Source organism: Marinobacter maritimus (assembly GCF_007671675.1).
In the GTDB taxonomy this organism is placed as follows: Bacteria; Pseudomonadota; Gammaproteobacteria; order Pseudomonadales; family Oleiphilaceae; genus Marinobacter; species Marinobacter maritimus.
The window spans coordinates 140,312-166,544 of the sequence record NZ_VCGW01000005.1 but is presented as its reverse complement, the minus strand read 5'-3'; the positions used below and the strand labels follow the sequence as shown (position 1 = coordinate 166,544).

Here is a 26,233-nt window from a genome sequence, read left to right as displayed (position 1 = left end):
CAATTAAACCGCGGGCCAGGTTTTCAGGTCTGGCCCCGGTTTCTCCCTTTTTCCCTGTTCCTAGCTCGAGCAGCTGATGTTTATGTGTTTGCCCCATTCTGGCGGCAGTGCAGCGTACTTTTCGTACTCAGGCTGCTCATCGTAGGGTCTTTCCAGAACCCTGATCAGTTCTTTCATCGGCTCGTAATCTCCATTCTGTGCTTCCAGGATGACTTTCTGCGCAAGGTAGTTCCGCAAGATGTATTTGGGGTTTACCTTGCGCATCTCGTATTCGCGTTCATCGTGGGCACGGGTTTCTTGTTCAAGTCGCTGCTCATAGCGCGCCAGCCATTTATCCGCCGCTTCGCGATCAACAAACAAATCCCGCACAGGTGCATGGCCATGGGCCTGCAGGTTTGAAAGTGCCCGGAAAAAAGCCGTGTAGTCCGTATGATGCTCTTGCAGCATGCTGAAGGTGTCCATAATCAGGCTGAGGTCGGCCTCGTCTTCCTGCACCAGGCCGAGTTTGTCTCGCATGTTCTGTAAAAAATGCCCGTTGTAGGCGACTTCGTAGCGCTGCAAGCTGTTGCGGATGGTGCCTTCATCCATTACTGGAAGAAGCGCGTTGGCAAGATACTGGCAGTTCGCAAAGCCCACCTGGGGCTGGCGGTTGTATGCGTAGCGGCCACCCTGGTCGGTGTGGTTGCATATGTATCCGGCATCGAAGTCGTCCAGAAATGCGAAAGGCCCATAATCGAAGGTATCGCCAATGATAGACATGTTGTCGCTGTTCATAACTCCATGGCAGAAACCGACCGCCTGCCAGTCCGCAATCAGGCGAGCCGTTCGCTCCACCACTTCTTCAAACCAGCGGGCGTAACGCTCTTCTTCAGCCAGCTTGATCAGGTGTGGAAAATGGAGCGCGATCACATGCTCAAGCAACGTTTTCAGCGCTTCCGGTCCTTCGTGGTGGGCAGCAAACTCAAAATGACCGAAGCGGATATGGCTCTGAGCTACGCGCACCAGTGCCGCGGCGGTTTCGATGGATTCTCTGCGTACCGGATTCCGGGCACTGATCATAAACAGTGCGCGCGTCGTTGGAATGCCCAGCCCGTTCATGGCTTCGCTGCACAGGTATTCGCGAATGGTTGAGCGTAAAACCGCCCGGCCATCCCCGAAGCGAGAGTAGGGTGTCATGCCAGCGCCTTTCAGGTGCCAGTCCCAACGACGGTCATCGGGGCCTACGGTCTCCCATAAAAGCAGACCACGGCCATCACCCAGTTCCGGGTTGTACATGCCAAACTGATGGCCGGTGTATTTCATGGCCACCGGGTCCATGCCCTCAAGCAGTTCCGTGCCCCCGCCGATTCCGGCCCAGTCGGCCTCATTGGTTACATGAAAGCCCATTTCCTGCGCCAGTTTGTGGTTGAAGCACGCCATTCTTGCGTCTTTAAGCGGAGTGGGCTGGACTCGGGTGTAGAAGCTGTCCGAGAGTTCCAGGTAGCGGTGTTCTACACGAAAATCGTTGCTACTCATAAAAACCTATACTCCCATATGGTACGAATTCTGCTGAATGCTTAATTAACCGATCCATCAAAGACGGGAACCATAACGTGACTGACAGTGAGCTTAAAACAACCATTGACGCCCTGATTGAGAAAGAAGGGCTTCCGCAAAATTACGCTGCCACCGTAGAACAGACCATCCTGCCTCTGATTGAACAAATTGTCTCGTTAAGGAACGCGAAGAAGAGGACCGTTGTTGTGGGGATTCACGGCGCCCAGGGCACCGGGAAGTCCACTTTGACATTGTTTCTGACCAGGCTGCTTTGCGATCACTGGCAATACCCCACAGCGAGCTTTTCGCTGGATGATCTTTACCTTACCAGAGCCGAGCGGCGGGCACTTGCTGAGCAGGTACACCCCCTGTTTATGACCCGGGGTGTGCCCGGAACACATGATGTAGAGCTTGGCGAGAGGGTTATTGGTCAGCTTCGAACCGCCGGCCCGCGCGATCACACCCCCATTCCTGCGTTCGACAAGTCTCATGACGACCGTGTCCCATCGAATGATTGGCCCGTTTTCGGCGGCAGGGCAGAGGTTATTCTGGTTGAGGGCTGGTGTCTCGGCGCTCTCCCTGAAGAAGAGAGCGCTCTGGCAGCCCCCCTCAATGCACTGGAAGCGGAGGAGGATCCCTCGGGCACCTGGCGAAGGTACGTAAATCAGTGCCTTAAGGGCAAGTATCAAGAATTTTTCAGCGAGCTGGATAGTCTGATTATGTTGAAGGCTCCGTCGATGTCACGGGTTCAGGAATGGCGCACTCTGCAGGAACATAAACTCGCTGAAAAAGCAGGTAATGCACTAAATGAGCGCACCTCGGCGAACGCTGCGCAGGATTTGCGCATCATGAGTGACCAGGAGGTGATCCGCTTTATCATGCACTACGAGCGGATAACCCGGTCCTGTCTCAAGCAACTACCAAGCCGGGCGGACGCGCTGATTGAGGTCTCAGGAGACCATGCCTTGAGCCGTCCTTATTTCCGGGCCCAATCATAGAGGAGCTTTCCATGGCCAAGCCGCGCCTGCTCATATTTACCGATCTGGATGGAACGCTGCTCAACCATGAAAACTATCGTTGGCAGCAAGCGAAGCCGGCATTGCAGAGAGTGGCTGAGGCAGGCATTCCGCTGATCCTGAATTCCAGCAAAACCGCTGCGGAAGTCCGGGTGCTCCGCGAGCAATTGGGAAACACCGATCCTTTCATCGTAGAAAACAGTGCAGCTGTTGTTATTCCTGCAAATGCTTTTGGGAATGAAAGCGAGCAAGTTGTGCATTTTGGGGCATCCCGGGATGAAGTGCTGAAGGTGCTGGCGACACAAAGAGCAAGTGGCGCACGTTTTCGGGGCTTTGCGGATATGTCAGATGACGAATTGGCGGAACACTCCGGGCTGGATTCTGCATCGGCTGCACGGGCCCGGGAGCGCCTGGGAACGGAGCCGCTGTTGTGGGAGGGAAGCGAGGACGAGCGGGTGTGTTTTGAAGCTGCCCTGACCGCTGAAAACCTGCGACTTGTTAAAGGCGGACGGTTTTATCACGCCATGGGCATTTTTGATAAGGCCGATGGGGCCCGCTTTTTGCTAAACAAATACAGAGAGCAATATCAGGAACGCTATGGCCATCAGCAAGTGACGGCCATAGCTTTGGGGGACAGCCCCAACGATCAGCAAATGCTGGAAGAGGCCGACATTCCGGTCGTCATCCGTGGGGTGAATAGCAATGAGGTGCAATTGCCCTCAGGGAAGCACGCTATGCGCTCTCTCAGGCCCGGCCCCGAAGGCTGGAACGAGTGTGTACTCAATCTCCTGTTTGAGTACGGATATTAGTACCGCAAAGGGGAATCGCCATGGGCGACTTTTATCAGAACGGCATCGTTACCACACTGCACAACCTTGTTCGCCGGCCGGTAGAGGATCTGGAAGCCGAGTTGATGACATTTCGCAAGTCCCGGCCGATGTCACTCGTGCTGCCGTCGCTCTACTCCGAACTGGAAGGACCGGCGTTAAAACACATCGTGCATGAACTCACGAAAGTGCCTTATCTGGACGAAATCGTTATTGGCCTGGACCGGGCCAATGAAGAGCAATACCGTCATGCGCTGGAATATTTTTCTGAACTTCCCCAAAACTTCAAAGTTCTCTGGAACGATGGCCCGCGCCTTCGTGCCATTGACCTGAAGCTTCGAGAGCAAAACCTGGCGCCGACGGAAATGGGTAAGGGCCGCAATGTCTGGTATTGCTTCGGCTACGTGTTAGCTTCCGGCGTGAGTGAATCGGTTGCACTGCATGATTGTGACATTCTCACCTATTCACGAGATCTGGTGGCGCGTTTAATCTATCCGGTGGCTAACCCCGGTTTTAATTATATGTTCTGCAAGGGTTACTACGCCCGGGTGGCGGATGGTCAGATGAACGGGCGTGTCAGTCGCCTGCTGGTGACGCCTCTGATTCGTGCTTTGAAAAAAGTGTGTGGTCCGAGTGATTTTCTGGATTACCTCGACAGTTACCGCTATCCCCTGGCTGGAGAGTTCTCCTTCCGCACGGATGTGATTAATGATCTTCGCATTCCCAGCGACTGGGGGCTGGAGATCGGGGTGCTCTCGGAGATGAAGCGGAACTATGCCACCAACCGGCTCTGCCAGGTGGACATTGCTGATGTCTACGATCACAAGCATCAGGAACTCTCACCGGAGGATGTCAACCAGGGCCTGTCCAAGATGAGTGTGGATATCGCCAAGGCACTGTTCAGGAAACTGGCAACGAACGGAGAGATATTCTCAAGCGAAAAATTCCGCACCATCAAGGCCACATATTTTCGTATTGCCCTGGATTTTGTAGAGACCTACCAGAATGATGCCATCATCAACGGTCTTGGGTTTGATCGCCATAAGGAAGAGAAGGCCGTTGAACTCTTCGCCCAAAACGTGATGAATGCGGGTGCATACTTTCTCGAGAACCCCATGGATACGCCCTTTATTCCAAGTTGGAACCGCGTAACCAGTGCTATTCCAGACATCAAGGAGCAACTGCTTGAGGCTGTGAATCTGGACAATGAGGAATATCGGCCGTGAGCCAGGTATTGAAGGCTAAGCTGGTTAGCATGCTTGAGACCGTTTATCCGTCGCTGGACTGCAATTTCATCGCCGGGCAGCTACTGACAGCAATGGGTCTCCATCCGGAGCAGGCTCCACCGCCGGCGCATCAGAACCGCTGGACGGAATCGGATGTCGTTCTGATCACCTATGCGGATACGATTCAGCAAGCGGACGAAAAGCCATTGGCGACACTGCATCAGTTTTTGAACCGGTGCCTTTCCGACATTATTTCCGCCGTCCATATCCTGCCTTTCTTTCCTTACAGTTCCGATGACGGCTTCTCGGTGATGGACTACCTTGCGGTTAATGAGTCTCACGGAAACTGGGAGGATGTCGAAGCCATTGCGCGGGATTTTAAACTTATGGCAGATCTGGTGATCAACCATATGTCAGCCCGCAGCCGTTGGTTTGAGAATTTCAAGAAACGGATTGATCCAGGCAAGGACTATTTTTTCGAGGGCAATCCGCGGGACGACCTGAGTGCCGTGGTCAGGCCGCGCACATCACCATTACTTACGCCGGTGCAGACCGACGATGGCGAGCGTTATCTCTGGTGTACCTTCAGTGAAGACCAGGTTGATCTTAACTTCGCCAATCCTCAGGTGTTGATCGAGTTCGCTGCCATTATCCGGTACTACCTTGAGCGCGGCGTGATTATTTTCCGGTTGGATGCTGTTGCATTCCTGTGGAAGGAGCCCGGGACCCCGAGTATCCATCTGCAACAGACCCATGAGCTGATCAAGATTTTGCGCCTGCTTATAGAACACCACAGCTCCGATGCAGTGGTCATTACAGAAACCAACGTGCCCAACCGGGAAAACCTGACCTATTTCGGCAACGCCAACGAAGCCCACGTAATCTACAACTTCTCTCTACCACCACTACTGATCAATACGCTGGTTACTGGCGACTGCAAACACCTGAAAACCTGGCTTATGAGCATGCCGCCGGCACAAATGGGAACTACCTATCTCAACTTTATTGCCTCCCACGATGGCATTGGCATGCGACCCACGGACGGGCTGCTGTCTGAAGAGGAAAAACAGCGACTGGTCAACACCATGGATTCATTCGGCGGTAAAGTGTCGTTCCGGCGCACGCCAGATGGCCGGGACCAGCCTTATGAAATCAACATCGCTCTTTATGATGCGCTGAAAGGTACGGCAGAGAATGGCGCGGACCATTGGCAACTGCAGAGGTTTATCTGTGCGCACATGGTGATGCTCGCACTGGAAGGCATACCCGCTTTTTACATACACAGCCTGCTGGCTACGGAAAACGATACCGCTCGGATGGAACATACCGGCCGCCTACGCTCTATCAATCGCGGCCAGTGGCAGCTTGCGGATCTGGAAAAGGACCTGGAGAACCCGTTGAGCCACCACAGCAAGGCCTATCAAGAGTTGAAGCGCCTGATTACGATTCGTCGCAAACAGTCAGCTTTTCATCCTAATGCGACCCAGTTCACCTTGCATCTGGGGCTAAAGTTGTTCGGCTTCTGGCGCCAGAGCATGCGGCGGGATCAGTCAATTTTCTGCATTCATAACATCAGTGACGAAGTGCAGCAGGTGGCATTGAGCGACATCAACCTGATCGGCACGGATCGCTGGCACGATCTTATCGCGGGTACGGCGATCGAGGATCTTTCAGGTGCTATTACATTGAAGCCTTATCAGAGCGTCTGGTTGTCCAATCGGGAGTAGGGCAGAATGCCCCTATGCCCAAAACGTCCACGCTCCGAAAACCCAGAATCCTCTTGCTCTCTGCCTATGATACAGGCAGCCATCGCCGCTGGAGAGAGCAGCTGTTGCTCAGTCAGCCGGAATTCGAGTGGCATGTACTTTATTTGTCTCCGAGGTTCTTCCGCTGGCGAATTCGAGGTAACGCGCTTACCTGGCTGAATGAGCCCCTGCTGAAACAGAGTTGGGATCTGCTGCTCATGACGTCCATGGTAGATCTGGCGTCAATTCGGGGGTTTCATCCGAATCTGGCACATACGCCAGCGCTTCTCTATATGCACGAAAACCAGTTTGCCTATCCGGCATCTGATGATCAGCACAACAGCATTGACCCCCAAATGGTAAATCTGTACAGCGCTATTGCGGCCGATAGTGTGCTGTTCAACAGTGACTGGAACCGGCGGAGCTTTCTTGATGGTGTTGATGCACTCTTCCGACGATTACCTGATGGCATCCCGGAGGGAACGCTCGAACTTCTTGCTGCGAAATCCTTTGTTCTGCCGGTTCCTATCGATGACCACGTATTCATCAACAACGATGGGTGCCGGAACACTGAGGTGGGAGAGTGTTTATGGAGCAATGGTCGTGAGCTCAGACCTTGTTCATCACGCCTAAGGATTGTGTGGGCGGCCCGCTGGGAATATGACAAGGGCCCTGACCGGTTGCTCGCGATTCTGAAGGAACTCGATCGTAGAGCAGTGAACTATCAAGTGTGCATTCTTGGTGAGAGCTTCCGAAAAGTACCCGAAGCGCTGGTGACAATCCGGGAGCAGTTTTCCCATCGGCTGGTTCAGTTTGGATATGCCTCCAGCCGCACTCAATACTACGAGTGGCTGGGAAGTGCGGACGTCATTCTTTCGACCGCGTTGCATGAGTTCCAGGGGCTGGCGGTGCTTGAGGCTGTCGCCGCTGGCTGTGTACCCATTGCACCGGAACGGGAAGTTTATCCAGAGTTGTTTGCACCGGAATACTTGTATCCGGACGGTGGTGACGATATTTCAGCTGAGGCTGCCCACGCAGCGGCACTGATTGAAAACCAGTCTGTGGATAGCCGCCATGAGCGATTAACGGTGCCAGATGTGAAGCGTTTCAGTCGTGACTCATTGACGCCGGTATACAAGACGCTGCTTTCGAAAACTATTGCAGGCAGCGTCTGATATCAGACCCGGGCACAAGGTACAGACGGTAACCGGATTGTGAAAACATACTCATTACAACCACCCAGCCACATGGGGTATCCTGACGTGATATTCCGGACTGGTCACTCGATTCATGACTGGACACTCAAAAGTGCCGAGATTCGATACATGATGAAAGCAATCAAGATAAACGGCGACTCCCTGGCATGGGAAGACTGCGCGAGCATTGAAGAGCTGCCGGCAGATCACGTAGAAATAGACGTTGTCTGGACTGCGGTTAACCGTGCCGACCTGTCGCAACGGGCCGGGGTTTATCCCCCACCTCCGGGTGCGTCTGACATTCTTGGGCTGGAAGTGAGTGGTCGCATCTCAGCAGTTGGCAAAGCCGTGACAACGTTCAACCCGGGCGATGAAGTGTGCGCATTGCTTACAGGCGGTGGTTACGCGACTAAAGTTGCTGTTCCTGCGGTTCAGGTGCTGCCGATTCCGAAGGGATTCACGCTGAAAAAGGCAGCGGCTATTCCGGAAGTGTTTGCGACGGCCTGGCTGAACCTGTACCAGGAAGCTGATCTGAAGCCTGGTGAAAGGGTGCTCTTGCACGCGGCCGCCAGTGGGCTGGGCACAGCCGTTATTCAGATTGCCACAGCATTTGGTAATCCGGTATTTGCGACAGCCGGCGATGAAGAAAAGCTGGAGGTGTGTCGTAATCTGGGTGCAACGGGCACCTGGAATCGAAAAGACGGCTCGTTTGTGGATGCGGTGAAAAGTTGGGGCGGTGTCGATATGGTGCTGGATCCCGTCGGCGGAAGCTACATTCAGGAAGATCAGAAAGTCCTGAGTGCCGATGGCCGGATTATTCTGATCGGCCTTCTGGGTGGTCGCTTTGCGGAAGTTGATTTGGGTCTCATGTTGATGAAGCGCCACCGATTGATTGGTTCTACATTGCGGTCCCGTTCAGTAGCAGACAAAGGGCGTGTCATGCAGGCGCTGTATCGCAACGTTTGGCCGTTGCTGGTCGCAGGACAGATTGAGCCCATGATCGATAGCACTTGGCCCATTGCGCAGGTTGAAGAGGCTATGGCGCACGTAGCGGCCAACAACAATACCGGGAAGGTGCTTCTCAAAATAGGAGAATAGCCTTCCCGGCGTTGAGTACCGTTTTGTTTTAGTCGGCGATATGAACCAGTTGCTTACCGAAGTTTTTGCCCTTCAGCATGCCCTTGAAGGCCTCAACTGCGTTTTCGAGGCCTTCAGCAACCGTCTCACGGTATTTGATCTGGCCTGAAGCAATACGACTCGTAAGAATATCGGTAATTTCCTGGTGCTTGTCTTGCCACTCGGTTACCAGGAAAAAACGGTGCTCGGGTACCGGGTCGAGGCGCTTGAGAATATCGAATGGCGTCTCTACCTCGTCTGTGCTCTTGGCGTTATACGCTGAGACATAACCGCAAATGGGTACCCGTGCCCCTGGGTTCAGCAGTGGAGCAACGGCTCTTGTAACGTCACCTCCTACGTTCTCATAGTAGATGTCGATGCCGTCGGGGCAGGCGGCTTTCAGATCGGCTTCCAGATTGCCTGCTTTGTAATCCACGCAGGCATCAAACCCCAGTTCATCAACCACATAGCTGCATTTTTCCGGACCGCCGGCAACACCCACTACCCGACAACCGTTGGTTTTGGCAGTTTGGCCGACAACTGTACCCACCGGGCCTGATGCCGCAGAAACCACGACGGTTTCGCCGGCTTTGGGCTTGCCCACGTAGGTCAGGCCGCAGTAGCCGGTGCGACCTGGCATGCCGGCAACGCCAAGATATGTCTGCAGCGGAACGCCTTCTTTCTGATGGATTTTGTAAACCATCGGCGCGTCTGCCGGGAAGGTTACGTATTCCTGCCAGCCTGAGTAACAGGTTACCAGATCACCGACTTTAAGCTTGTCTGACCGGGACTCCACAATCCGCGCCACGCTCTCGCCGGTGATGGGTTCATCAATGGCGATCGGGTCCATGTACCCTTTTGCATCGTTCATGCGAGGGCGCATGTAGGGATCCAGAGACAGCCAAAGAATCTGGGCAACGACTTCACCCTTTTTGGGCTCGCGCACCGGGCGCTCTTCCATAACCAGATCGCCCTTCTGGATTTCTCCGTTGGGACGCTGCTTCAGCACAATGGCATGATTTTGATATTGGCTCATGGTGTTTCTCTCTACCTGAAGTTGAATGGTGCTATATGTTAGGTGGTACGACCCTACCTGAAGTGAGGTAATTCGGAGCGGTCTTGCTCTTTGGGTTGCGTAATGAAACCAGATTAGCGTGCAGCAGAATGATGTTGTGGTCAACCTCTCATGTTTTCTGCGGCCTCAGTGCTGCGGGGTTACATTACGGAATCTGAAGGTTATAATCGGGCATCGGCTCAGGATGAGCACGAACAAGACACCAATCTTCAGGGATCGAAGATATGCTCCAGGCAAACGGACTGCAGTTTACCGCCAGTGTTGGCGACCTCCCCTCTGATCTATTTTCTGTTGTCGGCTTTACGCTGACCGAACGGTTATCCGAACTGTTTCACGGCTGCCTTGAGCTGGCCAGTACCAACCCGGACGTGGGTGCGGGTGAGGTTCTGGAACAGCAGGTGGATCTGGTGGTCTGGCAGGATGGCGTGCCGCTTCGCCGCTTCACCGGCGTGGTCAACGAGTTTGCCCGGGGTGATTCCGGCCACCGTCGCACCCGCTACGAACTCATCATCCAGCCGCCTCTATGGCGCTTGGGGTTGATGCACAACAGCCGCATCTTTCAAACCCAGACCACCGACACCCTCGTGCGCACCCTGCTGGAAGAGCGGGGCATTGCGAACTCAGTGTTTGATCTCAAGCGCAATCCTCAGGAGCGCGAGTACTGCGTTCAGCACCGGGAAAGTGATCTGGCGTTCATTGAACGCATGGCCGCAGAGGAAGGCTGGCATTACCGCTACCAGCACGGCAGTGTAGACGGGGATGAGCAGCCGGGCCTGGTCCTTGCCGACCACCACGGCGACGCACCTCGCCTCGAACCTGCCGAATACAACGGCAAAGCCGGTGGAAGCACCCAACAGCCGGCGGTCTTCCGTTTCCGCTACGAAGAACGGGTGCGTGCCGCCTCGGTTGCCATGAAGGACTACACCTTCAAAAATCCTGCTTATGCCTTAATGCACGAACAGAGCGCCGCCAGTGCAAACCAACGCCAGGATTATCAGCACTTCGACTACCCGGGCCGCTTCAAAGCCGACGCCAGCGGCCAGCCGTTTACCGAAGCAAAGCTGGACGCCCTCAGAAACGACGCCAGTACTGCCCACGGCGAAAGCAACCGCGTCGACTTTACATGCGGTGCCAAAACCGAACTCACTGAGCACGACAACCCCAGCCTGAACCGGGACTGGCTGCTCACCGCCGTTATCCACACCGGCAAACAACCCCAGGCCATGGAAGAAGAGGGCGGATCTGAACCGACCACCTATCACAACACCTTCAGTGCCGTACCTGCCGACAAAACCTGGCGACCAAAACGTACCCATCGCCCACTGATGGACGGCCCGCAAATTGCCATAGTGACCGGCCCCGAAGGTGAAGAAATTCATTGCGATGAATATGGCCGGGTAAAGGTGAGGTTTCCTTGGGATCGGCGCCAGCGGCCAAATGAGGTAGAGAGCAGTAAAAACGATGAGCACAGCAGCGCCTGGCTCCGTGTCAGCCAAGGCTGGGCTGGCGGGCAATACGGCTTTATGGCCTTGCCGAGAATTGGCAACGAAGTGATCGTCTCCTTCCTCGACGGCGACCCGGATCAGCCCATCATCACCGGCCGCACCTTCCACGCCACCAACACACCGCCCTACGCGTTACCGGAACACAAAACCCGCACCACCCTGAAAACCCAGACTCACAAGGGAGAAGGCAGCAACGAACTGCGGTTTGAGGACGAAGCCGACCAGGAGCAGATCTACATCCACGCCCAGAAAGATCTCGACCTGCTCACCGAAAACAACCGTACCGAAGTCATCAACAACGACAGCCACCTGACCATTGAGAACGACCGCTTCAGCCACATAAAAGGCAGCAAACACCAAACCATCGACGGCGAAAAACGCCAAAGCATCGGAACTGATTGTAGCCAAAACATTGGTGGCACCCTGCACCAGAAATCCGGCTGCGCGACATTGTGTGAGGCCGGCAATGAGGTTCACCATAAAGCTGGTGCCAAGGTGGTGCTAGATGCAGGTGTTGAACTCACCATTGCCGGTGGCGGCAGCTTCATCAAGCTGGACCCCAGCGGGGTTACGTTGAGTGGGCCGGGGATCAAGATTAATTCGGGGGGAGCGCCGGGGAGTGGGAGTGGTGTGAGCCCTGAAAGCGCAGATTTGCCAAACCTGTTGGATGGCGATACGCCTGCCTCTCCGCTTGCCACAACTCTTACGAATGTCAGTGCGCGCAAAAATGCGTCTGCGGATCCGCTTCATATAGAAGAGCTGCCAAGTACCCACCGAAAGCTCATTGTTGATGTGATTGGAGGGAATGCCAGCGGGGGAGTCGTTGACGTTATCAAGGATTCTTCAGAAGGAGGTGAAGCGTGACAGGTCCTGTAACTTTTACTGATGAATCCAGGGATCGCTCAGTTCGTCGCAAAGCAGAATACGATGACAGCAATCCTCACGATCTGGTTCTCACGATAGCCAAGCGTGAAGGGGGGCAAATCACTATCCCTCTCCTGAAAAGTGCCCGTTCGAATATTGAGCGGGAAGACTATCAGGAGAACACCCTGTTGAGAATTAAACCCTTTGCAGAAATTGAAAGCGCATTGCCCGTCTCCACCGGCTATGGCACCCCGGTTTATCAGGGTAAGGCTGTTGCAATGCTCCGCCCGGGTTATCTGTATATCTATCGCCGGGACAGGCTGTGGCGTGAGCTGGAGATTGGGCCAGATTCGAAGGTGAGTGATGTGGATCTGGCTGCTGCTCGAAAAGCCGTAGATAGCCCGGAAAGCAACTTACGGATACAGCGGCCAGCCGAAGGTGAATGGCTTGATGATGTGCTTGTACCGGTATTCCTGCAGGGCCAGGGGGTCATGCACGATATCCGCATGGCTTACAGTGAAGTGCAGTGGGATTGGGGATATATCCAGAAGCTGGAGGCAGACGAAAAAGCCCGAAATGCCCGCACGACAGGCGTCGGGCACGCCTGGGCCGTGACTACGGTGGAAGGTCTCAGTTTCCAGACCGGATTTCCGGCATCAAGAGTTGAGGATTTGCCAGAACTCCGCGCAAGGGATCTGGGTGTTGAACTGATGCTGGAGAACCCCAGGGACTTCACACCCGAATTCGAAAAACCCTCTGATTCAGAGCTCTGCGCAAAACTAGCCGCCCGCCTGCGCGAAGCGCAAGAAAAGGGTGAAGAACCTGTTGAACTGGATATCCGTTGTGATCCCGATGAAGACCGATTGGCTGGACTGAGAGGGCAGAAAGGACTGGCCTGTGTGGCATTGCCGGATCCGCTATTCAAACTGCGCCATTCTCTAGCTCAGTTACAGTTGGCTTTGCATTATCTTGATGCGGTTGATGTATCCATCCAGAAGAATCCGATGGCTCACTCGGCGATGCTCATTCGGCAAGCGGTGTTTGATCCACAGGCAGACGGAAAGGCTTCGTCATTGGCAAAATATGCAGAGGCTATTGACCGCCAGAAGTTGGATGAGGTGTTGGATACCGCAGAAAAGAATCATGCCATCCGCGTCATTGAACAACATGCTGAAAGCCTAACCGGCATGATGAAAATGGGGAGACTCGACCCATTCTTTGATGACTACCGGACATGCAGTGATCATGCGATCTGTGAGGCTTATTTTCTGGTAGCGGATAAGCTTAATGTTTTGCAGCAAATCCCCGGCGTGCTCAAGGCGCAAGGTGTGAATAGCCATGCCCAGGTGTTAAGCGGATTAAAACAATGGATCCTTAAGGGTAGTTTTCTGACTGATTGGGCACCGCAGCACAAAAATGTGGACTCAACTGCTGAGAATGGCGGGATACCGTCTCCTTATGAACGGTTGCGGGCGCTTGCTGATGGGCAGGCCGAGATTGATGAGGCTATGCTGAACCGCCTGAACACGCAGTCATTGGTGTATCTGGAAAAGCAGCTTAAAGAAAAAAGAGAGGGTACTGACAGCGTTATCAAGGATGTTTCCAATGCGGGGAAAGTTGGAGGTCTGGTATCCGGCGCATTGACTGAGTGGAGCTCCGCGATATTGGCGGTGTGCAAACGCCTGTTGGAGGAAGGCGAAATTCAGCAGGTTGAATTGCAGAGGGTCATGCAGGGTGTTTCATCGAACCTTGTTTTGGCTGATCCCGAGTTGAAAGGCATCAGGGTGATGGATCGGGCAGGTGCCGTCATAAGTGGCTCTATTCTTGGTGTGCACGGAAATGGCCTCGACCGGGGTTTAAATGACTTTGACCATACAGAAGGCGTACTCACTCGAAAAAAAGATTATCTGTATGCGGACCTGTTCGACAGCTCTGATGACGTAATGGCATCAAGCAGCCCCACACGAGCCGCTGATGCGGTGGAGGAAGCTGTTCATAAGGTAGCCGGTGGAACCATGGTGTTCTTTGCGCCTGACGCGCACCCCGAGGCACAGAAGCTTGGGCTGTTGAAGGTGGATTTCGCCAAGCGTGTCGGGAAAATTGTAGATGGCCCGGTTGTGTCCCGTGGGTTGGTGGTGTTGGCGGCATTTAATATTTTTATGGAATCTCAAAACGTGATTCAGGTGCTTCGGCGTCGTGACGGCAATACTTTATTGGCATCTAGCAAGATGGCCGGCGCTTTTACAGAGTTACTTGCTGCATCTCTAAAGCTTAACGTTGTTCTGGAGGGCAATAATAAGATAAAAACCAAGGTTTACAGGTTTTCCGTCCGACCACTTTTTGACATGAAAAACTGGGTCTTTATTGGTACCAGGCTAAGAAAACTTAGAGCAGGCACACTCGTTCGAACTGTTGGCTTAGCAAGTTTTACAGCGGGAGCCGTCGGTGTTGCCTTGAGCTCTTGGGAGATGCGAATTAGTCTGTCCAATAAAGATTTCGATGCTGCTACAGGCCACGCAATAGCAGTGACAGGTGGTTTGATTTTCCTGGCTCAGCCACTCGTCGGCTCTTTGCTGGCCATACCCGGTTGGGGTTGGGCCATCCTTGGTATATCAATGGTCGTTGGAGGCGGGGTATATGCAGACGCAGCAACAGACGATTCGTTCGAACAACTACTAAAGCGTGGTCACTGGGGGTGCTATCCCGACGACTTGCTGGCTAGGCAAGATGATCAAGCTTATTACAGCCAGTTGCTTTCTCTTCTTTCACCGATTCAGGTGACTGCCCAAAAGTACGCAGATATTGAGCCAGACCCAGCACTATCCCATCCGAGTTATTCGCCGCAGCCGGATGATTACGTGATAACAATGCAATTCCCTCTCGTCAGCCAGTTGAGTATTTTCCGTGGGAATGAGTGCAGGGAAGACTTACCTGTGAGGCCATTCAATCTGGTCGTACAGGAAGTTGCCTACCAATCGTCGAATACAAGTATTGTTGCGCCGGGCTCAATAGCTCCAGTTAGCAGCACTCAGCTCGTCAAAACCACACCGTTGACGAATGTCATGGCCAGGCAATCCCTGCCGCACCTGTCTGCTGTTCGATTTCTGGTGAAACGAGAGCTTCAGGGTAGTGAGTATCGTAGCCTGCTCTATCAGGAGTCGGTGACGACCCGGGTTAGGGTCGGGCTTCAGGCTACTTTGGATACCGAACTGGGGCCACTGGTGTTTCCTGCACCGCTGTATGAAGACTACGAACCATATAGCGCTGCCCGCCACAGCAACCCACCACCTAAGGAGCGGACTATCTTGGATCCTCATTCTCAGCCCAAGTCGCCGTATTGGTTTTTCGTTGAGGTTAGCGCATGAGAGGCTCCCAAGCTATGTGTGAATTTTCGGCCACGGTCTTCAGGGCGACGGCTATAGAGCCTTTGCCCGAAAGTCCACAAAAACGCATCCGTATTGGCGAAGAATTGCAGCCCGTTGGCAGCTATGCAGGAGTCATTCCCTATCACGGAACAGTCCAAGATGTGGAGGCACTTCAAGATCATGAGAAAACAGATTCTGAATTCAAAGACGAAGATTGGTGGTCGGATCACCAACGTCTTCGCTTTCTTAACGGAAAGCAGGGGATCAAATTCCTGATTCTAGCCTTACCGCTGACCTGGGTACTAACACTAGTAATCGGTGGATTAGGATCCGTAGTTTGGGGGGTGGTGCAGTTAACTGAATGGTATGAACTTCCCGCTTTTCTTCATTTGGCGCTGTTGTTTTTCTTGGTGCCAGCGTGGTTAATATTTTCATTTTGGATCATTCCCCCCACCACCAACTGGATCATGAGCACCGGCATCGGTTTTTTTCTCAAACCCTTCGAAAAAATCATCAACAAGAAGCTGGACGATACTCTCGAAGATGGTTGCAGCGAATTCAACCGCATCACTGGCCAAGTGCGCTTTGCGCTTGGGCGAAAGCGCTTTTTCGAAGCCCCTTTTGTGGAATTTGACGCCTATGTAGAGCGGGTTGTTCAGCACGGCGGCATCTTCTATCGGCTAATGCTGGTGCACCGCTACACTCAGAAAACCTTCAACAAGACCGCCTTCAGCACCATCGAAGCTGAAAAGCACGAGGTGTTGGCCCTTTGGGATATGCTTCAGCGTTACATGGACGTGACCCAACCCCTCCCCGATACGCCGCGCCTGGAACCCTTCCGCCATCTGGATCCGGTCACTGTGGAGCATGACAAGAAAACTGGCCGCAACCCCCGTTATTGGCGGGATCTGGATCTTGAGTCCTGGAAGGAAGGTGAGGGATGGACTGAGATCCATCAGAGGCAGAGCCAATTCCCTTGGAGCAGCCGAACCTGCAAGCTCACGCCCCGACTGGGCAAGATTTCCATGGACGAGTACCGGCAAAAACGCCCTGCGGGTTCATGGCCGATCTGAGAAATGAAAATCCGGGTCAAGCTTTTTCAAGACGTACAGAAATGTGGAGCTCGTTTGGGGATAGACGATGCTTGATGTAGGGCTTAGTAAGAGGTCACCCTGTGAGCAAAAATGGTGAAAAAATCAGCCATGAAAAGGATGGGTTCCGGTCAGATCAGGTCCCGCTTCTTCCGGAACCCGCAAAAAGTAGAAAACAGCTTGGTCAAGATCTTCAACCTGTTGGCAATTACACTGGGATCGAGCCCTATTACCGGGTGTGTGAGGATGCTGGTGACATCCAGCATCAGAGACAGAGCGAACCCGAGGCATTTACTTCTGGCGACTGGTGGTGGAGTCATCAGAAAATTCGTTTTCTCAACGGTAAAGCCTTTCTTGGCCTTTCTGCTTTGATACTGCTTATTCCCTACGTTTGGGGCACCGCTTTAGTGGGGGGCGGCGGCGTGCTGTCATTGTATCTCGCTGACTTTGTTGAAATGCCCCGAATCCTTAAAGTGCTTTGGTTTCTTGTAGTGGGTTTTGGCTGGATAGCCGCGTCTTTTTATATCCTCATAAAAACCATGCCTTGGGTCATGGGCTTTTTTGCCCTACTGCTCAGGCCATTCGACAAACTCCTCGCCAAGCTACTGGATCGAGGTCTGGAGGCGGGTGAAAGCTGTTTCAGTCGTGAGACCGGCGAGGTGAGCTTCGCTCTATCGGGGGGCAAGAAACTGACGGCCCCCTTTGAAGAATTTGATGCCTATGTGGAACGAGTGATCGAGGCGGGGGGTATCTTCTATCGCCTGATGTTCGTGCACCGATACACTGGTAAACAATTCATTCAAACGTCCTTGAGCCGTGTAGAACCGGCGAAAGAAGAAGTGATGGCACTGTGGGATATGCTCCAACGGTACATGGATGTGATCCAGCCCTTGCCCGATGTACCAAGACTGGAGCCCTTCCGGCACCTGGACCCGGTAACCGTCGAGCATGATCAGCGCACCGGGCGAAATCCCCGCTACTGGCGCGATCTGGATATAGAAGCTTGGAAGCAGTGTGAAGGGGCCGAGTGGCTGAAGCGACAAGCGGAATATCCCTGGGGCAAGCGCACTTGCAGGCTGACCCCGCAACTGGGCCAGATCTCAATGGAAGAATATCGCAAAAAGCGATCCCCGGAGGCTTGGCCGATTTAATGCCCGATCAGACATTCTTTCAAAGAGAAAGTCGGGACAGGGAAGACCAAGAAGCGAACTCAATTTCAGGGAAGAAACGATGAGTGATTATTTAGAAGCAATCTGCGCGACTTGCAATGGCAAGAATCAGCTGTCGAAAGAGCAGTTGGAGAAGCTGGAAAAACCTGAACCTGTCGAATGCACCGAGTGTGGGTCGATGGTCAAGATAAAGACAGACCCGGAGTCAGAACGAAAAGCCAAACTGTCGGTATTGACCTTAACAATTGGAGCTGCAACCGTTGGTGTTGTGGCGCTGATCAATATTTTTGGTAATGCTGGTTTTCCGACCTATTACGTTGCGATTCCTTTCATTCTGATTTCTGCATTGATGGCCTCTGGCCAAAGCGGCAGTGTTCTTGAGTTACAGAGCGTTGACGCCAGTGACTGATCACAGAGGAAGCCGCAAGGCAAGGCCTGCAGAAAGTGCCTGAGTTTATGGAGACTGCCTTTCGGGCAACAGCCATCGGCCCCTTGCCTGAATCCCCCAGGAAGCGCGCTCGCATTGGCGAGGAGCTTCAGCCCATTGGCAGCTACGCGGGGGCCGTTCCTTATCTTGGCACGATTGAGTCTGTTGAAGCGCTTCAGGACTGTAAGAAAAGCGATCCTGAATTTCAGGACAAAGAGTGGTGGTGGAACCACCAGCGGATAAGGTTTTTGAATGGGAAGCTGGGGTTAAAGTTTCTGATCTTGATCATTCCCATTATTTGGATATTCATTTTATGGCTCGCAGGCCCAGCAGTGTTGGTTTGGACGATCGTCGAGATAGAGTTAGTTCGATCTCTTCCAGGGTTGCTCGTGGGCGGCGTTGGTATAGTACTAGCTCTCGCATGGTACATATTCGCTATTTGGATAACCCCGCCCACCACCAACTGGATCATGAGCACCGGTATAGGCTTCTTCCTCAAGCCTTTCGAAAAGACTCTCACCAAAAAGCTGAGCGAGACGCTGGAAGACGGATGCAGTGAGTTCAACCGGGTCACCGGGCAGGTTCGCATTGCTTTGGGACGGAAACGGTTTTTTGAAGCTCCCTTTATAGAATTCGATGCCTACGTTGATAGGGTTATTCAGGAAAGCGGTGTGTTCTACCGGTTAATGCTGGTACACCGCTATACCCAGAAAACCTTCAACAAAACGGCCTTTAGTTCAATCGAATCCAACAAGAATGAAGTGCTTGCGACCTGGGATATGTTGCAGCGCTACATGGACGTGGCTCAGCCGTTACCGGATACCCCTCGCCTCGAACCTTTCCGTCACCTGGATCCCGTAACGGCAGAACACGACAGAAAGACAGGGCGTAACCCGCGATACTGGCGCGACCTTGATCTGGAATCCTGGAAGGAGGGTAAGGGTTGGACGGAAGTTCACAGATATCAGAATGAATATCCTTGGGGAAGCCGAGTCTGCAAACTCACCCCACAGCTAGGCAAGATCTCGATGGAGGAGTACCGAAAGCAGAGACCGGCGGGAGCGTGGTCTATATGAACGAAAGGAAGTCATTGCCAGACAATTCCTACCTCATCAGTGTGGTGTTCGATTTCTGGTGAAACGAGAGCTTCAGGATGGTGAATATCGTAGCCTCCTACATCAGGAGTCGGTGACGACCCGGGTTCAGGTTGGGCTTCAGGTTACCTTCAAACCACCAGCCCATGATAAAACTAAACATGGTATCCGACCCCGTGATCTTAGCCTGATGATCAAACTGGAAACTCTACAGGCAGTCGGTGCTTACACAAGTGCTGTGTATATGCTGAAGGTCACGCCCGAGAGTCGGTATCCCCTGACTCCTGTTCAGGAAATGCCAAAAGCTGAGATTTCCTGGTGGCAGCTCTGCCAGCCACTCATAGTGATGGATACCCTTTAATGAATGCGAAAACCAATCAGTCAGAGTTACTGCCCCGTGCGGGGCGTTCTGAGCCCTTTCCGAGCGGACGGCTAACATTTTTGTCACCCGCACCTCTGCCGACCGGACTGTTGCCGGTGGATCATGACCACGTGGTGGGAGAAGTGAATGATGCCTACCTGGATTTTGGGGCTGGTACTACCTCAGTTTTTGGTTGGCAGGCCTCTTTGGGCATACCCTTTTTTTGTTTTTTGTTTATTGCATTTGTTTTCCCCATTGTCGTCTTTTTTGGGGGGGGTTGTTTTCGGTAATGGCTGGGAAGATGCCCTATGGGGGGGGCGCGTAACCTTTGATTATTCCTTCCAGATTTCTATCTGGGCTGGGCTGTTTGGTTTCTTTATGCTCTCCTTTCCTCGTTGGCTGGCTTATGGCAAGTTAAAAAATGTGATCCCCACCCGCTTCAATCGCCAACGCCGTGAAGTATGTTTTGTACCTGAGGGCCAGAAAGAACCGATCTTCGTCCCTTGGGAAGACTTGGTCGCCTGGGTCACAGAAGCACAAGGCGCTACGGAATATGGCGTGCAACGCCAGTACGGCTTCGGCATTGGCTTCTATCACCCGGAAACGGGTGAGAAATATACCCTGGAGTTTGAAACCCCGGGCTTGCCGCTGGCCATCAGCAACTGGGAAGCGATCCGGGCGTACATGGAATATGAAGTGCACACCCTGAAAGAAATCCAGGACCCACTGGAACTTCAAGGCCCGGACGATCCGCCGTGGGAAGGCGTTCATGTCTTCCGCAACGCCCGCAAACGCCTCCATTGCGAATACAGGCAAGGCAAGCGGGGAATGTTCTACCTGATCGGCTGGTACCTATACCACCTTGTGACCTTCTGGACGATCCCGAACCGGCTGGTGGAATGGGAGGTCCAAAAGATCAAACGCGTGAGCCGAAAGACCTTGCCAAAGGCAATGTCTGATTGGTCTGAAGCACTCCCGGAAAACCAATGGGCGAAGCCGAGCGAGGAACTGAAACGCCAGAGCAGGCGTGTATTGGAATTGCAAAAGATACATCCCGGCAAGCCCACCCTGGAAATTTTTGCACTCGTAAGCGACGAGGCCGTCTCCAGGAGAGCGATGACGGCATGAGCAAAGAACGCGGCTTGCTTGAGCTCTTGGATGCATGATCCATTTGCGACAATTGTTGCAAAATGCAACGCCCGTGGTAATCTGTAAATATTAAAAGCCAAGCCATTGGAGGTTCACATGACTATCGCCATTCGTCTGGATGATAATCTGGTTCGTCACGCCGCTGCCGAGGGGCAGGTCCACCGCCGCTCTACGCCCAAACAGATCGAGTATTGGGCGGAGATAGGTCGTGTGGTTGCAGGGGAGGTAAGCGCGGAGGATCTAATTGCCATTCTTCAGGGCATCCGGCGCGTGAAGGTGGAGCCAGTGGTTCCGGAAACGGTCACCAGTGATGATTTGTGGGCAGAAGTGAATCAGGCCCGCGACAGCGGCGAATTGAGCCGCTCGATTGCTCGGGGGCGGACGGTTTATCAAGCCGCCGCTGACAAACCTGGGTACCTGGAAGCTATTTACCCCGATGGTATGCGCCAGATTGGCCAATTCCGCAATGGGCGGTTTGAAGCCGTGAGCGACCGCGACGATGCAGCCTGAGCTTTGGCTGCTCGTTGGTGGTAATGGTGCGGGCAAGTCTACGTTTTATGAGCGCTTTCTTGCCCGGCGCAGTATTCCTTTGGTCAATGCAGATAATATTGCGCGCAGCCTTTGGCCTGGTTTTCCCGAAAAGCACAGTTACGAGGCGGCTCTGATTGCTGAGAAAGAGCGGTTCCGTCTCTTGAAAGAGCGCCAGAGCTTCTGTTTTGAAACGGTTTTTTCTCATCCCTCTAAAATAGATTTTTTGGGGGCTGCGAAGGCGGCAGGTTTTCGTATCCGAATGTTCTATTTTCATCTGGAAACCACCGCGCTGAACAAGGCTCGCGTCACCACTCGCGTCCAGTCTGGTGGCCACAACGTGCCGGAGAAAAAAATAGAGAACAGGATTCCGAGAACGTACGCCAACTTGCGTGAATGCGTCGGGCTGGTGGATGAGCTGCATCTTGTTGATAATTCCAGCCTGGATCAGCCCTTTGTTCGTGTTGCCGTCTGGGAAAACGGCGAGTGGCTGCGCTACTGTGAGACGTTGCCCGCATGGGCGCGGGACTTGCTGGATGGATAAAGTTTTTGCGCAAGAGTCTTGGCAGGAATTTCAGGGCCAGGTTTCCGGCACCACAAACACCCGGTCGGTTTCGAGCCAGTTACCCGTTTGGCGATCTTCCCGCAGCACTGCGAACAGTTGCGGAACGGATTTGTTCTCGACACGCTTCAGAGCTTCCTGAGTATGCTCTGTCTCCGGCGGCTCACTCTGAAACCAGTTGCCAATCCAGTGCGGTTTGTTTAGTACAACCCATTGTGACGTGTCTATCGCCCTCGCGTCGTGGGCGTACGTCCAGCGCCCGCGAAGATGCCCTGCCGGAACATAATCCGGCGTTACCGCAGGCTGATCGTCGGGGTAGAAAAGATACCCTGGCATGAAAATTCGCGGGGTTAGCGGGCCTGTTATATGGGATTCCGCGAGCAGTGCGATTGCTTCGGGTAGTTGTGTGCGGCGGCTCTGTTGTTCGAGAAGGCTGGTTGTTTTCATATCAAGCCGATCACGGGCGTTGGGGCCGTACCAGAGTGTTGAAGCGGCGCACTCTGAAACACCGAGATAGAATTTGATCGCGATTTCATGGTGCTCAATGCGATCATCTTTCTTGTTGTGCACCACGAAATCCAGTTCGCCGATGGTGCGCCCGCTTGACTGGATCTGTCGGTTTTTCAGCAGGATAGGCCAGCCAAGCACGTCCTCGAGAAAAACCTGGTAGAGTCGCTCGAAATAGAAACCCAGCCGGCGTTGCGGTGGCTCACTTAGCAATGATGGTGCTGCCTCAATGTCCTGATCCCAGGCATTGAGGATATCGGAATAGTTTGAGGGTAGATGTTGTGCGGGCTCAAATGTGATCGGCGAGCGCATCAGCTGCGGTGCCTGACACAACCATGCAAGGTGTCGTATCGCTGGCGTGTGGTAAGAATTAATCAGCTCAGAGGCAAGGTTTGCATTCATTCGCTCAGAATACCGTAAACTGGTACTTAATAAAGGCCTGGCGCATTCCGGGATGGTGGCTGAATTGCGAGTGCCTAAGGCACAATGAACCAAGAAGCGACAGGAGATAGCATGCAATATCTGCATACAATGATCCGTGTAAGTAATCTTGAGCAAACCCTGCATTTTTTCTGCGATCTGCTGGGTATGGTTGAGATCAATCGAAAAAGCAGCGACAAGGGCCGCTTCACGTTGGTGTTTCTGGCAGCGTCGGCAGACGAATCCAGTGCTTGTGAAAACAAAGCACCGATGCTTGAGTTGACCTATAACTGGGATCCGGAAGAATACTCCGGCGGTCGTAACTTTGGCCATTTGGCCTACCGGGTGGATGATATCTATGCTCTGTGCGAGACGCTGCAGGCAAATGGCGTAACCATTAACCGTCCACCCAGGGATGGCCACATGGCCTTTATCCGCACGCCAGATAATATATCCATAGAGCTGCTGCAGAAAGGCGAAGCCCTGGAGCCCAAAGAGCCTTGGGTCAGTATGGAAAATACGGGCACCTGGTAAGCAGAAAAATTATCGACATATTTTCGACGGCATCAGGATGATGCGAAAAAAACAGGGAGATGTTTCATGGAAGATTGGCAGGGATGCCTTACCCCTCAATGCCAGACGGCATTATTAAGCGCTCGCGATCATGTTGATCGCCGTGGCGGGACAGTTATTACGGTAGAAGATTTCCTGCTTGCACTGCTGGACGCCAGCCCCTCCGCGAGTAAGTTTTTGCGCGCCTCGGGGGTGGATATGGATGAGTTAACTCGTACTATCCAATGCGAGCAGCCCATTGTGACTGAGGTCGGCGGTGAAGGCCTGCTGTCTTCCCAGTTAATATACTGGTTGGCGGCCGCGCGTGAATTCTTTGGCACGCCCGCCTGGCTGGACTGGCCTCAACTTCTCGAGGTGCTTGCCCGGAGGGCGGAGCGTTTGCAGGGAAAGGCCTATGTTGCGGTTCTTGAGTTGGTTTCGCGCTGGCCAGAATCGGGTGACCTGGTTAACACCGGAGTGGGACCGGAGCAGTCAGGTATTGAAGAGCATGAGGCGGCACCGATTGTGATTACCGATCCGGAGTGGATCGAGCTGGCGGAAGACGTCGCTATAACACTTGCCGCAACACCTGACGCTCTATTGTGGGTCAGAGGCGAGCGCGGGGCAGGGAAGTCCTCCTGGCTGAGCGCCCTGCTGTCGTCGCTAACGCAACCCTATGTTGAAATGGATCTGCGCCGTGAAGCTGAGCTTATGGCCAGCGATCTCGCCGTCATCCCTGCGGCTTCCAGAACACCCTGGCCCGTTCTTGTGCTGGATAATGTAACCCCCGCCGACCTGCTGGCTCTGATGGAACTTCCTTCCGGCCTTGCGTCGGAGCTGGTTCTGCGCTGGCAGGGGCCGGTATTGCTTCTGGGGCCTGTCACGCCGGGCGGTGAGGAGAGCTGTGGTTTGTTGGAACAACGCCTTGGCCGGGCGCTTGATGCGTTCAACATGCGCCCTTCAAGTGTCGTCCAGCGCAAGGCCATTCTTGTCGCCCATCAGGCGGCTATCGAGCGCCGTTGGAACATTCAGTTGTCTTATCCCGTTGCTCAGTTTGCGGCTTCCCGGCGCAGCCGGTGCGTCAGTACGCCGGGAGGAGTGCTGCAGTGGGTAGAGCGTGCTGCGGCGCGACTTGATCTTTTTGCGCGCCGCGGCCCGGCAAGTTCGGTGGCGCTTTCTGGCCAGGCGGATACGCTTCTGCGGCAAAGCCTGGTTGCGCTGGCACGGCAGGAGCCACTGAATAAAATTGAGGAGGCACTTGAGGAGCTAAGCCTTATGCGTGCCGCCACCGAAGTAGCATGGCACGAACGCAAAGCTGCAGGCACGCTACGCCGGCTTACGGTGGAAGACCTGCGTCAGGAACTGGAGCGCTGGGTTGCAGCGCGGCGCGGGCCGGTTCACTATGTGCTCCATTGTGATCATCAGCATGGAGAATCTGCGGGTGCAGGATCTGGAAATCTACATTCGTGACCTTGAAGCAGGCGCGGTTGGACGTTGGCTGGAAAGCCATCTTGAGCAATTAGTGCTTGATGACAGCGATACTTCGTCTGTCATCAAGGGCTCTGCGCACTTTAATAAAGGCCAATTGAAAATAACGCTGTATCCGCAAGCTTTTGGTAGGCGGTATACCTCGCTGCTTATCGAAGGCGAACATCTTCCCTGGAGCAGTGATCTCGATTGTGCCCGAAGTGCATGGCGAGCCATGGAGGCGGAGGTCCGCTGCAGCCCGGGAGAGTGGAAAGAGGGTGAGCCGGCAGAGGATGAGAAGTGGTGGCGCTTGGACAGCCGGGGTGAGCAGCTCGTAGCCTGGAATTGAAATAGTGGGAAACTGAATAGCGTTAAATGAAAAAAGGCAGTCCGCAATCAGTTGCGGGCTGCCTTTTGTTTTACATCAACGAACGTTTTATTCGCTCAGAATAGAAACGTTGTCCGCCTGCAGGCCTTTGTCCGCATCAACCACGCTGAAGCGAACCAGTTGGCCCTGGCGCAGTACCCTGCGACCACTTCCGCGAATGGCACGGAAGTGAACGAACACTTCATCTCCGCTGTCACGAACGATAAAGCCGAATCCCTTTTTAACGTTGAACCACTTTACAGTGCCTTCCTCGTCGCCTTCCGGGCTGTTGTCATCATAGTCGGTATCATCATCTGCATAGTTCTGCGTAGAACTTTGATTCCGTGATGGAGAGCTTGCACGCTGCGACGCGCCGCGTGCAGGCTGTGGCTTGGCTGCAATGACCACCGCCAGAAAACCGGCAATGCCGAAAACGATAAAGGTGATGATGTATGCGGCGATGCCACGAGTGCTGCCCAGAGCCTCTACAAACTCGCCTACGGCAATCAGGCGAAGTGGTTCGGGGGTAAATGATAGCAGCAGGGCAAGTACCAATGGTGCTGGAATCGCGATCAGGAGAGCAACAAGGATCGCTTTGGCTGGATTACGCATTGACTGAAAAATCTCCATTATTTATTAACGCTGACGATAAAAAACCGGATATCGGGTAAAATCGCACACCCGGCCAGTGAATACCGCCTGATTTCCGGAAAAACGGAAGCTCTGGCGGGCAAAAGCGGCATGATAGCAGATTATCCAGACTGCTGACCAAATAGCCATTATATGTGACGGAGTTTCAGTACCCGATGAGCCATAACGATCTGCAAGCCAGACTGGACGAGCTTGAAACACGGCTCGCCTTTCAGGACGATATAATCAATACCCTGAGCGAACAGGTAGCGAAACAGGAAATGGATATCCGCGAGCTCTGGAACGCAAAGCGTTTATTACACAACCAGCTGAAAGATGTGTCACCTTCCCACATGAAGCGTGAAGAGGAAGAAACCCCTCCGCCCCATTACTGACGCTCTATAAAAAAATGCCGAAGCAACTGCCTCGGCATTTCGC

General features: G+C 53.6%; 24 protein-coding genes. 20 read left to right on the top strand and 4 right to left on the bottom strand.

From position 1 onward, the window contains the following. Positions 1–60: 60 nt before the first annotated feature. Positions 61–1,515, bottom strand: coding sequence for a protein adenylyltransferase SelO (locus FFI90_RS17295; protein ID WP_144779831.1), 1,455 nt, complete (start codon positions 1,513–1,515; stop codon positions 61–63). A 77-nt stretch (positions 1,516–1,592) separates the two neighbouring features. On the opposite strand from FFI90_RS17295, the gene FFI90_RS17290 reads away from it, so the two are divergent. The 6 genes from FFI90_RS17290 (at position 1,593) to FFI90_RS17265 (ending at position 8,644) form a co-directional block, all read left to right on the top strand. Beyond that, complete coding sequence (locus FFI90_RS17290; protein WP_144779829.1) at positions 1,593–2,534, top strand: hypothetical protein; 942 nt, start codon at positions 1,593–1,595, stop codon at positions 2,532–2,534. Positions 2,535–2,545: 11 nt separating this feature from the next. Continuing rightward, on the top strand, positions 2,546–3,361 hold the full coding sequence (locus FFI90_RS17285; protein ID WP_144779827.1) for an HAD-IIB family hydrolase: 816 nt from the start codon (positions 2,546–2,548) through the stop codon (positions 3,359–3,361). A gap of 20 nt (positions 3,362–3,381) precedes the next feature. Continuing rightward, positions 3,382–4,605 (top strand): glycosyltransferase family protein, encoded by a 1,224-nt coding sequence (locus tag FFI90_RS17280; protein ID WP_144779825.1) that lies wholly within the window; start codon positions 3,382–3,384, stop codon positions 4,603–4,605. Further along, positions 4,602–6,332, top strand: coding sequence for a sugar phosphorylase (locus FFI90_RS17275; RefSeq protein WP_144779823.1), 1,731 nt, complete (start codon positions 4,602–4,604; stop codon positions 6,330–6,332). Before FFI90_RS17280 ends, FFI90_RS17275 begins: the two co-directional genes overlap by 4 nt. Positions 6,333–6,346: 14 nt before the next feature. After that, positions 6,347–7,525, top strand: a complete 1,179-nt coding sequence (locus tag FFI90_RS17270) for a tRNA-queuosine alpha-mannosyltransferase domain-containing protein (protein ID WP_144779821.1) — start codon at positions 6,347–6,349, stop codon at positions 7,523–7,525. Between the two features lie 153 nt (positions 7,526–7,678). Next, entirely contained in the window at positions 7,679–8,644 is a 966-nt protein-coding gene (locus tag FFI90_RS17265) for an NAD(P)H-quinone oxidoreductase (RefSeq protein ID WP_425463115.1), read from the top strand. A gap of 28 nt (positions 8,645–8,672) precedes the next feature. Here the strand turns inward: FFI90_RS17265 and FFI90_RS17260 are convergent, their stop codons facing one another. After that, a complete protein-coding gene (locus FFI90_RS17260; protein ID WP_144779817.1) occupies positions 8,673–9,698 on the bottom strand; it encodes an NADP-dependent oxidoreductase in 1,026 nt (341 codons plus the stop codon). Between the two features lie 263 nt (positions 9,699–9,961). On the opposite strand from FFI90_RS17260, the gene FFI90_RS17255 reads away from it, so the two are divergent. The 10 genes from FFI90_RS17255 (at position 9,962) to FFI90_RS17210 (ending at position 21,834) form a co-directional block, all read left to right on the top strand. Beyond that, positions 9,962–12,106 (top strand): type VI secretion system Vgr family protein, encoded by a 2,145-nt coding sequence (locus FFI90_RS17255; protein ID WP_144779815.1) that lies wholly within the window; start codon positions 9,962–9,964, stop codon positions 12,104–12,106. A gap of 278 nt (positions 12,107–12,384) precedes the next feature. Further along, on the top strand, positions 12,385–15,471 hold the full coding sequence (locus tag FFI90_RS17250) for a toxin VasX (protein ID WP_342779391.1): 3,087 nt from the start codon (positions 12,385–12,387) through the stop codon (positions 15,469–15,471). Between the two features lie 104 nt (positions 15,472–15,575). Beyond that, entirely contained in the window at positions 15,576–16,544 is a 969-nt protein-coding gene (locus FFI90_RS17245) for a hypothetical protein (RefSeq protein WP_222120531.1), read from the top strand. Between the two features lie 101 nt (positions 16,545–16,645). Then, positions 16,646–17,713 (top strand): hypothetical protein, encoded by a 1,068-nt coding sequence (locus tag FFI90_RS17240; protein WP_144779810.1) that lies wholly within the window; start codon positions 16,646–16,648, stop codon positions 17,711–17,713. Between the two features lie 79 nt (positions 17,714–17,792). Next, complete coding sequence (locus FFI90_RS17235; protein WP_144779808.1) at positions 17,793–18,140, top strand: hypothetical protein; 348 nt, start codon at positions 17,793–17,795, stop codon at positions 18,138–18,140. 47 nt (positions 18,141–18,187) lie between these two features. Next, on the top strand, positions 18,188–19,234 hold the full coding sequence (locus FFI90_RS17230; RefSeq protein WP_144779806.1) for a hypothetical protein: 1,047 nt from the start codon (positions 18,188–18,190) through the stop codon (positions 19,232–19,234). 58 nt (positions 19,235–19,292) lie between these two features. After that, complete coding sequence (locus tag FFI90_RS17225) at positions 19,293–19,613, top strand: hypothetical protein (protein WP_144779804.1); 321 nt, start codon at positions 19,293–19,295, stop codon at positions 19,611–19,613. Positions 19,614–19,760: 147 nt separating this feature from the next. Continuing rightward, the gene (locus FFI90_RS17220; RefSeq protein ID WP_222120534.1) at positions 19,761–20,741 is read left to right on the top strand and encodes a hypothetical protein; all 981 of its coding nucleotides are present in this window, start codon (positions 19,761–19,763) and stop codon (positions 20,739–20,741) included. 117 nt (positions 20,742–20,858) lie between these two features. Further along, positions 20,859–21,272 carry a TA system antitoxin ParD family protein gene (locus tag FFI90_RS17215; protein WP_144779802.1) on the top strand — a complete coding sequence of 138 codons (414 nt, stop codon included), beginning with the start codon at positions 20,859–20,861 and terminating at the stop codon, positions 21,270–21,272. After that, positions 21,262–21,834, top strand: coding sequence for an ATPase (locus FFI90_RS17210; protein WP_144779800.1), 573 nt, complete (start codon positions 21,262–21,264; stop codon positions 21,832–21,834). Before FFI90_RS17215 ends, FFI90_RS17210 begins: the two co-directional genes overlap by 11 nt. A gap of 30 nt (positions 21,835–21,864) precedes the next feature. Here FFI90_RS17210 and FFI90_RS17205 read toward each other — a convergent pair whose 3' ends face one another. Beyond that, complete coding sequence (locus FFI90_RS17205) at positions 21,865–22,761, bottom strand: DUF1853 family protein (RefSeq protein WP_144779798.1); 897 nt, start codon at positions 22,759–22,761, stop codon at positions 21,865–21,867. Positions 22,762–22,872: 111 nt separating this feature from the next. Between FFI90_RS17205 and FFI90_RS17200 the strand changes: the two genes are divergently transcribed. The 3 genes from FFI90_RS17200 to FFI90_RS17190 all read left to right on the top strand — a co-directional run bounded on the left by FFI90_RS17200 (position 22,873) and on the right by FFI90_RS17190 (position 25,147). After that, positions 22,873–23,313 carry a VOC family protein gene (locus FFI90_RS17200; protein ID WP_144779796.1) on the top strand — a complete coding sequence of 147 codons (441 nt, stop codon included), beginning with the start codon at positions 22,873–22,875 and terminating at the stop codon, positions 23,311–23,313. Positions 23,314–23,379: 66 nt separating this feature from the next. Then, positions 23,380–24,801: a hypothetical protein gene (locus FFI90_RS17195; RefSeq protein ID WP_144779794.1), complete on the top strand. Its 1,422-nt coding sequence runs from the start codon at positions 23,380–23,382 to the stop codon at positions 24,799–24,801. After that, on the top strand, positions 24,773–25,147 hold the full coding sequence (locus FFI90_RS17190; RefSeq protein ID WP_144779792.1) for a hypothetical protein: 375 nt from the start codon (positions 24,773–24,775) through the stop codon (positions 25,145–25,147). The genes FFI90_RS17195 and FFI90_RS17190 overlap by 29 nt, the downstream gene beginning before the upstream one ends. An 87-nt stretch (positions 25,148–25,234) precedes the next feature. On the opposite strand, the gene FFI90_RS20420 is transcribed toward FFI90_RS17190, so the two are convergent. Then, positions 25,235–25,777: a cold-shock protein gene (locus FFI90_RS20420; protein ID WP_144779790.1), complete on the bottom strand. Its 543-nt coding sequence runs from the start codon at positions 25,775–25,777 to the stop codon at positions 25,235–25,237. A gap of 194 nt (positions 25,778–25,971) precedes the next feature. Here FFI90_RS20420 and FFI90_RS17180 point away from each other — a divergent pair, with 194 nt between their 5' ends. Further along, the gene (locus FFI90_RS17180) at positions 25,972–26,190 is read left to right on the top strand and encodes a SlyX family protein (RefSeq protein ID WP_144779788.1); all 219 of its coding nucleotides are present in this window, start codon (positions 25,972–25,974) and stop codon (positions 26,188–26,190) included. Positions 26,191–26,233: the final 43 nt, after the last annotated feature.